Here is a 12,377-nt window from a genome sequence, read left to right as displayed (position 1 = left end):
GATCCCCTGAATTTATTTGGAGAATTGAACCATGGCTCACAAGAAGGCTGGTGGTAGTACTCGTAACGGTCGCGACTCAGAATCGAAACGCCTTGGCGTGAAGATGTATGGCGGCCAGGTCATCAAGGCCGGCAACATCATCGTCCGTCAGCGTGGCACCCAGTTCCACGCCGGCTACGGCGTTGGCATGGGCAAGGATCACACCTTGTTCGCCAAGATCGAAGGCGTGATCAAGTTCGAGAAGAAAGGCGAATTCAACCGCCGTTACGTGAGCGTCGTCGCGGGCTAATCGCGCTGTCGCTGGAGAAGCCCCGTCACGCGACGGGGCTTTTTCGTTTGTGGTGAGCCTCTTGCAAAGCTGTTTGTCTGGGCTGCCGGCGTCGGTCTCTGCGTCTCGGGGTCGCCGCGCTCATTTTTGCAAGAGCCTCATGTTTTTGAGTCATTTCAACTCGTCTGCTGACGAGAGGCGGTTTCTATGAAGTTTGTTGACGAAGTATCGATCCGGGTCAAAGCCGGTGATGGCGGTAACGGTTGCATGAGCTTCCGCCGCGAGAAGTTCATCGAGAACGGTGGCCCCAACGGTGGTGATGGCGGCGACGGTGGCTCGGTGTACATGATTGCCGACGAAAACCTCAACACCCTGGTCGACTATCGCTACACCCGTCACTTCGACGCCCAGCGCGGCGCCAACGGTGGCAGTACCGACTGCACCGGCAAGAAGGGCGAAGACATGATCCTGCGGGTGCCGGTTGGCACCACCGTGATCGATGCCTCGACCCAGGAAGTGATCGGCGACCTGGTCAAGGCCGGGCAAAAGCTGATGGTCGCCCAAGGCGGCTGGCACGGCCTGGGCAACACCCGTTTCAAGTCCAGCACCAACCGTGCTCCACGCCAGACCACCCCAGGCAAGCCGGGCGATCAGCGTGACCTGAAACTGGAAATGAAAGTCCTCGCTGACGTCGGCCTGCTCGGCCTGCCCAACGCTGGCAAAAGTACCTTCATCCGCTCGGTATCGGCCGCCAAGCCGAAAGTCGCCGACTACCCGTTCACCACCCTGGTGCCAAACCTGGGCGTGGTCAGCGTCGACCGCTGGAAGAGCTTCGTCATCGCCGACATCCCCGGCCTGATCGAAGGCGCCTCGGAAGGTGCCGGCCTGGGTATCCGCTTCCTCAAGCACCTGGCGCGCACTCGCATCCTGCTGCATCTGGTTGACCTGGCGCCGCTGGACGAGACCAACTCGGCCGACGCTGCCGAAGTCATCGTCAACGAGCTGACCCGCTTCAGCCCGTCGCTGGCCGAGCGTGAGCGCTGGCTGGTGCTGAACAAGTCGGACATGCTGATGGATGACGAGCGTGACGAGCGGGTCAAGGAAGTGGTCGAGCGCCTGCAGTGGAAGGGGCCGGTCTATGTGATCTCGGCAATCTCCAAGCAGGGTACCGAAGCCCTCAGCCGCGACATCATGCGCTACCTCGAAGACCGCGCCGACCGCCTGGCCGCCGACCCGGCCTACGCCGCGCAGCTGGCCAGCCTCGATCAGCGCATCGAAGACGAAGCGCGTGCTCAGTTGCAGGCCCTGGACGATGCCCGTACCTTGCGCCGCACTGGCGTCAAGAGCGTGCACAGCGTCGGCGAAGACGATGTCTGGGATGATGATTTCGAGGACGACGAAGACGGCCCGGAAATCATTTACGTGCGCGACTGATCGCTTGCAGTACACTAAACGCCGCTCTCAGGAGCGGCGTTTTAGTATCTACGAATCGACATGGGTTGGATGAAGATGCGAAGCAAGGTGACGGGCGCGAAGCGCTGGGTCGTGAAGATCGGCAGCGCCCTGCTGACCGCCGATGGCAAGGGCCTGGACCGCGGTGCCATGGGCGTTTGGGTCGAGCAGATGGTGGCCCTGCGTGAAGCAGGGGTGGAGTTGGTGCTGGTCTCTTCCGGGGCCGTAGCAGCGGGCATGAGCCAGCTTGGCTGGAACAAGCGACCGAGTGCCATGAACGAGCTGCAGGCCGCCGCCTCGCTGGGCCAGATGCGCCTGGTGCAGGCGTGGGAGTCGAGCTTTGGTGAGCACGGCAAGCACACCGCGCAGATCCTCCTGACCCACGACGATCTGTCTGACCGCAAGCGTTACCTGAATGCCCGCAGCACCCTGCGCACGCTGGTCGATCTGGGTGTGGTGCCGGTGATCAACGAGAACGACACGGTGGTTACCGACGAGATACGTTTCGGCGACAACGACACCCTTGCAGCGCTGGTGGCCAACTTGGTCGAGGCGGACCTGCTGGTGATTCTCACCGACCGCGACGGTATGTTCGATGCCGACCCACGGCACAACCCCGACGCCCAGCTGATCTTCGAAGCGCGCGCCGATGACCCGGCGCTCGACGCCGTGGCCGGCAGCACCGGCGGTGCGCTGGGGCGCGGCGGCATGCAGACCAAACTGCGTGCGGCGCGTCTGGCCGCGCGTTCCGGCGCGCACACCATCATCATTGGCGGACGCATCGAACGCGTGCTGGATCGGCTCAAGGCCGGTGAGCGCCTCGGCACGCTGCTGTCGCCAGAGCGCGGCATGCTCGCGGCGCGCAAGCAGTGGCTGGCAGGCCACCTGCAGACCCGCGGCACACTGGTGCTCGACGAGGGTGCCGTGCAGGCACTGCGCCAGGCCAACAAGAGCCTGCTGCCGGTTGGGGTCAAGACTGTTCAGGGCAGCTTCCGTCGCGGCGAGATGGTGATCTGCGTCGGCCCGGACGGCCATGAAGTGGCCCGCGGGCTGGCCAATTACAGTGCGTTGGAAGCGCAGAAGATCATCGGCCAACCGTCCGATGCAATCGAGGCGTTGCTTGGCTACAGCGCGGAGCCCGAGCTGGTGCACCGTGATAACCTGGTTCTGGTGTAAGGGGATGACTGTGCTGAAAAAGCTGTTTGCCGTGGCGGTGTTGATGCTGCCGATGGTCGCGGGCGCTGAAGAAATCGGCCAGGTCTCGACCGTGTTCAAGTTTGTCGGGCCGAATGATCGGATCGTCGTCGAAGCCTTCGATGACCCCAAGGTCGAGGGTGTCACCTGCTACCTGTCGCGGGCCAAGACTGGCGGCGTCAAGGGTGGCCTGGGCCTGGCCGAGGACCGTGCAGAAGCGTCGATCGCCTGCCGTCAGGTTGGGCCGATCAACTTCAAGGGTGAACTCAAGGACGGTGACGAGGTGTTCAAGGAGCGCACCTCGCTGGTGTTCAAGACCATGCAGGTGGTGCGTTTTCTCGACAAGAAGCGCAACACCCTGGTGTACCTGGTCTACAGCGATCGCATGATCGAAGGCAGCCCGCAGAACGCGGTGACGGCGATTCCAATCCTGCCTTGGGCGCAGTAGCAGGTAGTACGTATTTTGGGGCTGCTTTGCAGCCCCCGTTACCGCAGATCAGGCCAATTCCTCGGCCACATCCTCACGCACAATCGCCTTCTCTGCATCGATCCGGCTGATGTACTTCCAGTCTGATTCGTCAATGTAGATGCCATTCGGCCCGCTACCACCTTCCAGATCGATCGCCACGTGCGCCGACACCTGTGGCTTGACGCTGGCCAGAATCGGCACGAAGCCCAGCTGCTGGCTGGTCTCGAGCAGCGCCGCCTGGTTGCGTTCGTCGATGTCGGCGGCCTCGTCGAGGTAGTACGGCAAGCGAATGCGTCCGGCCAGGTCGCGGTCCATCAGGTGCAGCAACAAGTACATGTTGGTCAGCGCCTTGATGGTCATGGTGGTGCCGTTGGAGGCAGCGCCATCGATGTCGGCGTGGATCACCGGCTGGCTGTTGATCTTGGTGATCTCGAACGCTAGCTCGAACAAGTCCTTGAGGCCCAGTTGGTTGTGGTTGGCTGCCACCAGCCGGGCCAGGTACTCCTTGGCCTCTTCGTTCTTGTGATCCTGGTCGCTGCTCTGGGTCAGGTCGAACACCGACAGGGTCTCGCCTTCTTCGTACTGGCCAGCGCTGTGGATGATCTGGTCGATGTGCTTGAGCGCTTCCTTGTTCGGCGCCAGCACCACGCGGAAGCTTTCCAGGTTGGACACCTGGCGCTTGTTGATCTCGCGGTTGAACAGCGCTAGCTGGTGCTCAAGGCTGTCGTAGTCGCTGCGGATGTTGCGCAGGGTCCGGGCGATGTCGGTAACCGCCGCACGGCGCGCCTTGGCCAGGGTCAGGGCTTCTTCGGTGCGGTGCGAGTAGGCGTTGATCAGCAGCTGCAGGCGGCGCTCCATGTCGTCTTCGCTGTCGAACTTGGCCACCCCTTTGAGGCGTACCTGGGCGTACAGCGCCTCGATCTGGTTATCTGCCCGCTGCAGCGCCTGCCAGCTGTCCTGGTAGTCGTTGAGCAGCGGCAGCAGGTTGTCCATCGAGTCGTCCACCGCTTCCATGAACGGCGTGCCGAACGGCATGTCGTTGGGTAGCAGCTGACGGCGGCGCAGGGCGTCTTCGAGGGTGCGCTGCTTGGCTTCGAGATCGGCCAACTGACGGCCGACCAGTTGCAGCTTGGCCGACAGTTGCTGGACGCGCTCGGTGAAGGCGTCGCTGGAGCGCTTGAGTTCGTCCTGGGCCGCTTCAAGCTGGGCCAGTTGCTCAAGCTTCTCTGGCTCTTCAGCGGCCAGGGTTTCGCTGCGACGGAAGTCTTCCAGGGCCTTTTGCGCATCCAGTACCTGCTGGTACAGGGCTTCGGTCTGGGCCTTGCTGGCGGTGCGGTCGGCGGCGACCGCCTGCTGGGTCTTGAGCTGCTTGAGTTCGCGGTCGAGGCGGTCTTTCTGGTCGCGCAGGGCCGCGCGGTCAGCCAACGCTTGCAGCGCCGGCGGCTCGATGTGCGAGAGGTCGATGGACAGGCCCGGGGCTTCGAAACGCTCGCCCTTGAAGCTGTCGAGCACCGCTTCCAGTGACTTGACCCAGAGGTCGCTGTCATCCAGCTCGATGCCGCGCTCGCCCAGCGGCAGGCTGAACAGTGCGCCGTTGAACAGGCGCATCAGGCGGTCGACGTCGCCTTGCGAGAACTCTTCGCGCAGGCGTGCGTAGCTGTTGTTGTCGGCATGATCGAGCTGCTGCTTGACCACCTTGACCCGCTTCTCGAGGTCACGCACACGCTCGTCGAGGTCTTCGGCGGAGAACTGCCGCGATTGCGCCAGGGCGCCGGCAAGTTCGTCGTGGGCGTCCTTGGCGGCAAGCAACTGCTGCTCGAGGACGCGTACATCATCGACCAGCGCAAAGCGATTCTTCAGCACCGACAGTTCGCCCAGCCAGCGCTGGATACCGCTGATCTCGCGCTCCAGGCGCATCAGCTCCTGGGTACCGCCGCGTTGGTCGTTCTGCAGGCGGTCCTGCTCGCTGCGGTAATGCTCGGACTGGATCACCAGTTCTTCTTTACGCGCCATGGCATATTCCTGCCAGGTGCCGAGCAGGTTATCCAGCAGCGGCGACAGGCGATGCAGCTTGCCACGCAGGATGTCGCGCTGGGCGACGCCGCCGGCCAGGGCTTCGACCAACGGCCCGGCGGCGACCAGGGCGTTGTAATCGCCTTCCATGCGGCGTACGTCGCGGAAGGCCTCTTCGCAGGCAGCGATGTAGTCGACGCTGCCCGAGCGCAGGCTGTGCTCGAAGGCATCGAGGAACAGCTGCTTGAGCTTGGCTGCAGTGATTTCGCGCATGTGCAGCAGGTTGATGAACAGGGCGCGGAAGGTCTTCAGGCTCTGCTCGCTGGTCGAGCGCAACGGGATCAGGGTCAGGTCCAGTGGCACCGAAGTGTGGCCACCGACCAGCAGACGGCGCAGTTCGTCGGGCTTCAGCTCGTAAGCCTTGAGGCCATTGCGCTCAAGGTTGGTGAACAGCTCCTTCTGGCGCAGGCAGGTGTCGTCTTTCTGGTAGTGAGCCAGGTCCAGCTGGCCTTGGTAGGCAAAGAACTGGTGACCGAAGCCGCCGCCCGGGCCGCGGCCGACTACGCCAATCACGTGCGGGCCATGGGGCAGATCCAGCTCGCAGAGGATGTAGCTGGTGTCGCTGGCGAAGTAGAAGCGGCGCGACTGCTCGAGGCTGTACTTGCCGAAGCTCATGTCCGACATGCGCGCCAGAATCGGGAACTGCAGGGCGTTGATCGACGCCGACTTACCCAGGTTGTTGGCGCCATAGACCGACAGCGGGTGCTCCAGCGGGAACAGGCCGAGGCTGTAGCCGGCGGTGTTGAGCAAGGCGAAGCGGCGGATGCCGTAGCGTTGCTGGCTCATGCGTCAATCTCCTGTTGCTCTTCGCGGATGGCGCGGGCAAGGGCATCTTCTTCGCTCTCGTCGCCGGCAAACGGGCTGAGGTCGAGCGGGTCGTCGGTGCTGTCGAGTTGTTCGGCGCTGTCGTCGTCGGCCAGCACCGGTACCGGCAGTGGCAGGGCGCTGTGCAGGGTCGCGGCCAGGTCGCGGTCCTGCTGCACCGACAGGCACACATCGATGAAGCGGTGCATCGGCGGCAGGAAACGGTAGATGCCGCCTTCTTCATGAGCGAAGCCCAGCTGGGTCATGCGCCGGAGGATCTTTTCTTCAAGCTCGTCGACGGTCTGTACTTCGGCCTGAATGAACAGGTCGCGGTACTTTTCCAGCAGCGACGGCAGCTCATCACGGCCGATGCTGCCGCCATCGAGCACGGCGATCGGGTCGCGGCCCTGGTCAGCCAGGTGTTCAACCAGGATGAAAGTGAACAGCGACAGGCGCTGGGCGGTCTTGTTGACCTGCGCAGCAGCCAGCTCTGGCACGAAGTAATAGAAACCGCGGGTATCGCACACCAGCTCGAAGCCAAGCGCCTTGAACAGGGTGCGGTACTGGTCCTGGAAGTTCGACAGCTGGGCGTACAACTCGGGGTCGCGGCGGCTGACGTGGAAGCCTTTGAACAGCTCGCGGAAGATCGGCGCGAGCTGGGACAGTTCGGAGAGATCAAGATGCATTGGCTGGGCTCGCAGTGGATGCAGGCGATGATTCGGTCAGGGCGAAGGAGCGCAGGCTCACCCGGTGTTCGGCGGTGAGATAGTCGCGCCGTTCGAGGCGCTCGCGGCTGAAGCGCTTCTCGCGCGACAGGCGCGAGAACCAGTACAGCAGCTCGTCGGTGGCGCCTTCGGGCTCCTGCTCCAGCAGCCAGACCATCAGGTCGGGCAGTGGCAGAGCGCTGGCACAGCGTTCGAGCATCTCCTTGACCGTGCGCGGGGCACGTGGCGTCGGGCCCTTGTCGGTGCGGTGGGCCTTGGGGAAGCGCGCCGGCTTGGGCTCGAAGCGGGCCAGCGCGTAAACGTAGGCCTCGACCTGGCTGGCGCTGCCGAGAAAGGTGCTTTGCGGTCGAGTGAACATCGGCATGGCCGCGTGCGGCACGGCATCGATGCCCTTGCGCCGGATCACCGACAGGGCCAGCGCCGCGCCACGGGTCACGGCGTTGTGCCGGCGCGCTTCTTCGCGCAACGGCAGCAGCAGTTCGCGGGCATGGCGCAGGGTCAGCTGGGCGCTGGTCTGCATCTCGAGGATGCGTGCATGGGTGCGCAGGAGCATGTCGTCGTCGACCAGATGGCCGAGCCGCGCCTGCTCGCCGAGCAGGCGCAGCAGCACCGTCTCGACCTTGCGCACGCCTTGCTCGAAGGCACCGTCGGCGTTGACCAGCTGGATCATCGGCTCGACGTACTCGTCCCAGGTTGCCAGTACTTCGGCGTAGCGCTGGCGCAGCGGGATCTGCCGGTTGCTGGTCTTGGCCCGTTCGGCCACGGCCACCAGCGCCTGCTCGTCGTTGTCGAGTTTCTTCAACACGTCGCGCACGCGCATGTCGAGCAAACGCAGCTGGCGCGCCAGATCGTCGCTGTCGCGGTTGTCGAATGCGTCCTGAATATGCCCGGCCAAGCGCTCCAGATGGCGCAGATAGGCTTCGATTTCCAGGCACAGGCCGAGCCGGTGCTCGCGGCGCAGGTAGGCCAGGAAGTCGTGGATCTGCGCATTCAGCTCGAAGCGGTTCGGGCTTTTTGCCACCGGTACCAGAATATCCAGGCGGATCCACACATCGAGCAGCTGAGTGATGTCCTGCGGGGTGCTTTCTACCTGCTGGCGGCCGAGTTGCTGGCGCAGTTCGATCAGGCTCAATGTGCCCTGGTCGAAACGTTCACACAGCGGCTCGATCAATGCCCAGTGTTCGGCGAGGGCGCGCAGGACGCGCTTGGGTTCGATCATTGGCGGGTCGACTCGTTGCCAAATTAAAGCCGGCGATTGTACTGCATCCAGGGGGGAGGAATTCACCCCTTGGTCTGTAATGAGATTGCGTCAGGGATTTACCGGGTTGGCCCAGGGTTTTGCCGGCTGGCAAATTTCCGCCAACCTGTAGCGGCGCGGGGCGGTCAACGGCGTTAGAATGCGCGACTGACTTTTCCCGGATGACCGTGCTGTGCTGATCGAGTCCCGCCGCCGCGCTTACCTGTCTGCCATGCAAGTGGTGCACTGGCTGCCGCGTGCCGAACTGCCGTTCGCCGCGCCGTCGCGCCCCGAGCTGCTGCTGCCGCAGGCGCCGGTCGAGGAAGTCGAGCTCGAAGCCCTGGCGCCAGCGCCCGCCGCCGCACCGGTCGCGCCGCAGGCACGCAGCATCGAACGGCCGAAAATCGAGATTCCGCGCCCAGCCAGCAGCGTCAAGCCAGCGGCCAAGCCGGCCGAGACCGAGGCTGAGCCAGTGGTCCGTGCGGCGCCGGTGCCACCGCCACGGTTTGCCCTGCAGTTACTGCGCGCCGGCGGTTGCCTGGTGCTGGTCGAGCTGGCCACTGGTCAGCCGTTCCAGAGCCGCGACCCATCCTACCTGCTGCTCAAGGACATGCTCCGCGCCGCCGGCCTGCCGGATGCGCCGCAGATCATCGGCGAGCCGATCCGTTGGCCGCTGCTGGTACGCGGCAACATGGACCAAGGCCCCGAGGCTGCGCGTGACTTCGTCCAGGGCTTTATCCAGGCGCGCCTGGAAGAATCACCCTGCACCTGCCTGTGGCTGATCGGCCTGCCGGCGCTGCGCTTTGCCGCCCAGGCCGAGGCACCGGCCTATTACCAAGAGCTGCAGGTCGAAGCGCTGGGCACTGCCTGGGCGCTGCCTGGCCTGGAACTGTTGATGGACGAGCCGCAGCGCAAGGCGGACGTCTGGCAAGCGATGCGCCAGCTGATGGCGCGCTGGAAGAGCGTTGAATGAGTGATTCGATCAGTTTCCGCCCGATGACCGAGGCGGACCTGGATGCGGTGCTGAAGATCGAGTACGCCGCGTTCAGCCATCCCTGGACCCGCGGGATTTTTCTGGATGCGCTCAAGTCATACCAGATCTGGTTGATGTTCGATGGCGCCCAGCAGGTGGGTCATGGTGTGATCAACGTGATCATCGACGAAGCGCACCTGCTCAACATCACCGTAAAACCGGAAAACCAGGGCCGCGGCCTGGGCCTGCGCCTGCTGGAAAAACTCATGGCCGAGGCCTACAAGCTCAATGGCCGCGAGTGCTTCCTCGAGCTGCGCGCGAGCAACCAGTCGGCCTATCGTCTGTATGAACGCTTCGGCTTCAACGAGATTGGCCGGCGCCGCGACTACTATCCAATGGCCGGTGGTCGCGAAGATGCCCTGGTAATGGCCTGCACCCTGTTCGACGAGTGACCTTGCGCCGTCAGGTCCAGTCACACAGGCATAACCTGATGAGGCAAGACCATGCACGACCTGCAGGAACTGATCGACAACAACGAGCGCTGGGCTGACGCGATCACCCAGCGTGACCCGGACTTCTTCGCCAAGCTGGCCCGTCAGCAGACGCCGGAGTTTCTCTGGATCGGCTGCTCCGACGCACGCGTGCCGGCCAACGAGATCGTCGGCATGCTGCCGGGCGATCTGTTCGTCCACCGCAACGTCGCCAACGTGGTGCTGCACACCGACCTTAACTGCCTGTCGGTGATTCAGTACGCGGTCGAAGTGCTCAAGGTCAAACACATCCTGGTCACCGGCCACTATGGCTGCGGCGGCGTGCGCGCGGCCATGCAGGACCGTCAACTCGGACTGATCGACGGCTGGCTGCGCTCGATTCGTGACCTCTACTACGAAAAACGCGGTGAGCTGGCCAAGCTCGACACGGACGAGGCGCGTGTCGACCGCATGTGCGAGCTGAACGTGATCCAGCAGGTGGCCAACGTTGCCCACACCAGCATCATCCAGAACGCCTGGCATCGCGGTCAGGAGCTGTCTATCCATGGTTGCATCTATGGCATCAAGGATGGCCGCTGGAAGAGCCTGGACACCACCATCAGCGGCTTTGCCCAATTGCCGCCGCAATACCGCCTGCGCCCGCAGGAGTAGGCTTAACTCTAAGCCAGTAGCCGCCAACTGGCTGAAGAGGTGAGCAATGAAAACTGCAAGGATGCTGCTCTGTGCAACTGGCTTGAGCATCGCCAGTGTTGCTCAGGCCGACCCGCGCGACCTGTGGATGTTCGCCCAGTGGGCCGGCGACCATCAGACTCGGCCGTTTCGCGAGATGCTGGTCGAGGCGCGGCTGTATGGCGTGGTGCCGATTCATCAATTGCTGCGCTCGGCGTCGGACTGGCGCCAGTGTCGTGCCTCGCCGTTCGCGGTGCCGCCGGCAGCGCAGTGGCCGGCAGTGCGCTCGACGCTGGCGTTGCTGCAAAGGCTGGGTGAGCAGGGTGTTCTGCGCCAGTTCGAGGTGGTCTCGGCGTACCGCGATCCGCAGCTCAACGCCTGTGCTGGCGGTGCGGTGGCGAGCGCTCACACGCGGGCTTTTGCGGTCGATCTGTTACTGCCGGCATGGGCTGACCCCAATCCGTTGTGCCGCTTCTGGCAGCAGCATGGCCAGGCCTGGAGCATGGGCCTGGGCCGCTATCCGTCGGGGCGGATTCATATCGACACCGCCGGTTACCGCACCTGGGGCGGTGATGGCAAAGCCGGCTCGTCGTTCTGTATCAGGCCCAGCTGAGCCAGGCAGGCCTGAGATTGGCAGCGCACCCAGTCGGCAAAGCGCTGGCGCTTGCAGCCGGGCAGAAACGCCTGCGGGCTGAGCAGGTGATACGCCGAGCCATCCGCGATAAACCCGGCGGGCGCGCGCAATTGGCCGCTGGCAGGGAAATTTTCCCCCGAGGAATACGGAGAGAGGTTGCAGGGCGATTCAAGGACAGAACGCCAGAAACAAGAAAGCCCGCACTAGGCGGGCTTCTTGTTAGATCTACAGACCTCGTGAGAAATCTGTAGATCTGAAGGGTGGTGGCTACACAGGGACTTGAACCCCGGACCCCAGCATTATGAATGCTATGCTCTAACCAACTGAGCTATGTAGCCAACTGGCGCGCATTATTCGCTTCAGACGCCCCTCTGTCAACACCCGGATCAAAAAAAATTTACACGGTTTCAACCGCTTAGCCTGCGAGTGCGGTTTCAGCGGGCGATCAGCCACTGGCCGAACAGGCTATACAGCTGCAATTGCTGCTCGGCGGCGAGCTGATCGAGGCTGGCCTGGGCGCGGTCGAGGTTGAAATCACCGCTGACCCGGCGATAAGCGGTTTGCTCATCCATCAGCCAGACGCGCTGCCCTTGATAGCCGGCCAGGCGCTCGAGCACGCTGGCCAGGGGCTGATCCTTGACCTGCAAGTGCCCGCTGCGCCAGGCCTCGACGCGCTCCACGTCGACTTTTTGCACAGGGTCGATGCGCTGTTCGGTGAAGGTTACCCGTTCGCCGGCCGAGAGCAGGCGTTGATCGCCGCCTTGAATGATCATGGCTTTGCCGTTGAGCACGACCAGTTCATCATGTTGGCCGCTGCGGGCGATCATCAGGCGAGTGCCATAGACCTGAATGCGCGCCTGGCCGACCTGCACTTCCAGGGCGCGGCCATCGAGCACCACTTCGAGCGAAACCTGACCTTGCACCAGTTGCAACTGGCGAGTGCGCCCGCGCAGGTCGGCGTTCATCGCGCTGGCGCTGTCCAGGTGCATCGTTGAACCGTCGGCCAGGCGCACACTGCGGCGCTCGCCGCTGGCGGTGTGCAGTTCACTGGCCAGGCGCTGCATCAACGGCCAATACAGATAGGCAAGGGCGGCGAGGATCAACAGAAACAGCGCGGCGAGGGTTTTGCCGAGATAGCTGCGGCGGGTTTGCAACTGACGCGGGCGCGGCCTTGCTGGAGGCGGAGTGAGTTGCTGCCAGTAGGCTTCCAGCTCAGCGTAGGCGCGGGCGTTGGCTGGGTCCTGCTGCTGCCACGTGGCGAACGCCTGCCGCTGCAGCCCATCGCAGCCTGGCTGACGGAGCATGGAAAACCACTCCAGTGCCTCGCGATCGGCGTCGGGCGTGGGCTGCTGGGCGGGCATCGGGTTCATTGATCGGTCGGCTCGCAG

The 12,377-nt window shown here is 63.7% G+C and carries 12 protein-coding genes, 1 tRNA gene and 1 pseudogene; 8 read left to right on the top strand and 6 right to left on the bottom strand.

Annotated elements, in window-relative coordinates:
• The first annotated feature begins 31 nt into the window (after positions 1 to 31).
• From rpmA to HU736_RS13735, 4 genes are all read left to right on the top strand, one after another.
• Complete coding sequence (gene rpmA, locus HU736_RS13750; protein ID WP_101316402.1) at positions 32 to 289, top strand: 50S ribosomal protein L27; 258 nt, start codon at positions 32 to 34, stop codon at positions 287 to 289.
• A gap of 186 nt (positions 290 to 475) precedes the next feature.
• Positions 476 to 1,702, top strand: coding sequence for an Obg family GTPase CgtA (gene cgtA / locus HU736_RS13745; RefSeq protein WP_101316404.1), 1,227 nt, complete (start codon positions 476 to 478; stop codon positions 1,700 to 1,702).
• Between the two features lie 75 nt (positions 1,703 to 1,777).
• A complete protein-coding gene (gene proB / locus HU736_RS13740) occupies positions 1,778 to 2,896 on the top strand; it encodes a glutamate 5-kinase (protein WP_101322938.1) in 1,119 nt (372 codons plus the stop codon).
• Between the two features lie 4 nt (positions 2,897 to 2,900).
• On the top strand, positions 2,901 to 3,362 hold the full coding sequence (locus HU736_RS13735; RefSeq protein WP_150570020.1) for a CreA family protein: 462 nt from the start codon (positions 2,901 to 2,903) through the stop codon (positions 3,360 to 3,362).
• A 48-nt stretch (positions 3,363 to 3,410) separates the two neighbouring features.
• On the opposite strand, the gene mksF is transcribed toward HU736_RS13735, so the two are convergent.
• From mksF to mksB, 3 genes are read right to left on the bottom strand one after another with little or no spacing between them, the layout of a single operon-like run.
• Positions 3,411 to 6,242, bottom strand: coding sequence for an Mks condensin complex protein MksF (gene mksF, locus HU736_RS13730; RefSeq protein ID WP_150570021.1), 2,832 nt, complete (start codon positions 6,240 to 6,242; stop codon positions 3,411 to 3,413).
• The gene (mksE, locus tag HU736_RS13725; RefSeq protein WP_103436010.1) at positions 6,239 to 6,946 is read right to left on the bottom strand and encodes an Mks condensin complex protein MksE; all 708 of its coding nucleotides are present in this window, start codon (positions 6,944 to 6,946) and stop codon (positions 6,239 to 6,241) included. The genes mksF and mksE overlap by 4 nt, the downstream gene beginning before the upstream one ends.
• Positions 6,936 to 8,204 (bottom strand): Mks condensin complex protein MksB, encoded by a 1,269-nt coding sequence (gene mksB / locus HU736_RS13720; RefSeq protein ID WP_181089112.1) that lies wholly within the window; start codon positions 8,202 to 8,204, stop codon positions 6,936 to 6,938. The genes mksE and mksB overlap by 11 nt, the downstream gene beginning before the upstream one ends.
• 211 nt (positions 8,205 to 8,415) lie before the next feature.
• Between mksB and HU736_RS13715 the strand changes: the two genes are divergently transcribed.
• The 4 genes from HU736_RS13715 to HU736_RS13700 are packed head-to-tail and all read left to right on the top strand — an operon-like array spanning position 8,416 to position 10,968.
• Positions 8,416 to 9,195 (top strand): energy transducer TonB, encoded by a 780-nt coding sequence (locus HU736_RS13715; RefSeq protein ID WP_186701377.1) that lies wholly within the window; start codon positions 8,416 to 8,418, stop codon positions 9,193 to 9,195.
• Entirely contained in the window at positions 9,192 to 9,647 is a 456-nt protein-coding gene (rimI, locus tag HU736_RS13710; protein ID WP_101316416.1) for a ribosomal protein S18-alanine N-acetyltransferase, read from the top strand. Before HU736_RS13715 ends, rimI begins: the two co-directional genes overlap by 4 nt.
• 51 nt (positions 9,648 to 9,698) lie before the next feature.
• Positions 9,699 to 10,337: a carbonate dehydratase gene (gene can / locus HU736_RS13705; protein WP_101316418.1), complete on the top strand. Its 639-nt coding sequence runs from the start codon at positions 9,699 to 9,701 to the stop codon at positions 10,335 to 10,337.
• 46 nt (positions 10,338 to 10,383) lie between these two features.
• Positions 10,384 to 10,968, top strand: coding sequence for a D-Ala-D-Ala carboxypeptidase family metallohydrolase (locus tag HU736_RS13700; RefSeq protein WP_186701378.1), 585 nt, complete (start codon positions 10,384 to 10,386; stop codon positions 10,966 to 10,968).
• On the opposite strand, the pseudogene HU736_RS22060 reads toward HU736_RS13700, so the two are convergent.
• The 3 genes and pseudogenes from HU736_RS22060 to HU736_RS13690 form a co-directional block, all read right to left on the bottom strand.
• Positions 10,908 to 11,108: pseudogene (locus HU736_RS22060) on the bottom strand (LysR family transcriptional regulator); the annotation flags it as partial. The gene HU736_RS13700 and the pseudogene HU736_RS22060 sit on opposite strands and share 61 nt — an antisense overlap.
• A 142-nt stretch (positions 11,109 to 11,250) precedes the next feature.
• Positions 11,251 to 11,327, bottom strand: a tRNA-Met gene (locus HU736_RS13695).
• Between the two features lie 96 nt (positions 11,328 to 11,423).
• Positions 11,424 to 12,350 carry a FecR family protein gene (locus tag HU736_RS13690; RefSeq protein ID WP_186701389.1) on the bottom strand — a complete coding sequence of 309 codons (927 nt, stop codon included), beginning with the start codon at positions 12,348 to 12,350 and terminating at the stop codon, positions 11,424 to 11,426.
• Positions 12,351 to 12,377 lie beyond the last annotated feature (27 nt).

The sequence above is a fragment of the Pseudomonas shirazensis genome (genome assembly GCF_014268785.2).
Classification (GTDB): Bacteria; Pseudomonadota; Gammaproteobacteria; order Pseudomonadales; family Pseudomonadaceae; genus Aquipseudomonas; species Aquipseudomonas shirazensis.
This window is presented reverse-complemented; position numbering and strand designations above follow the sequence as displayed.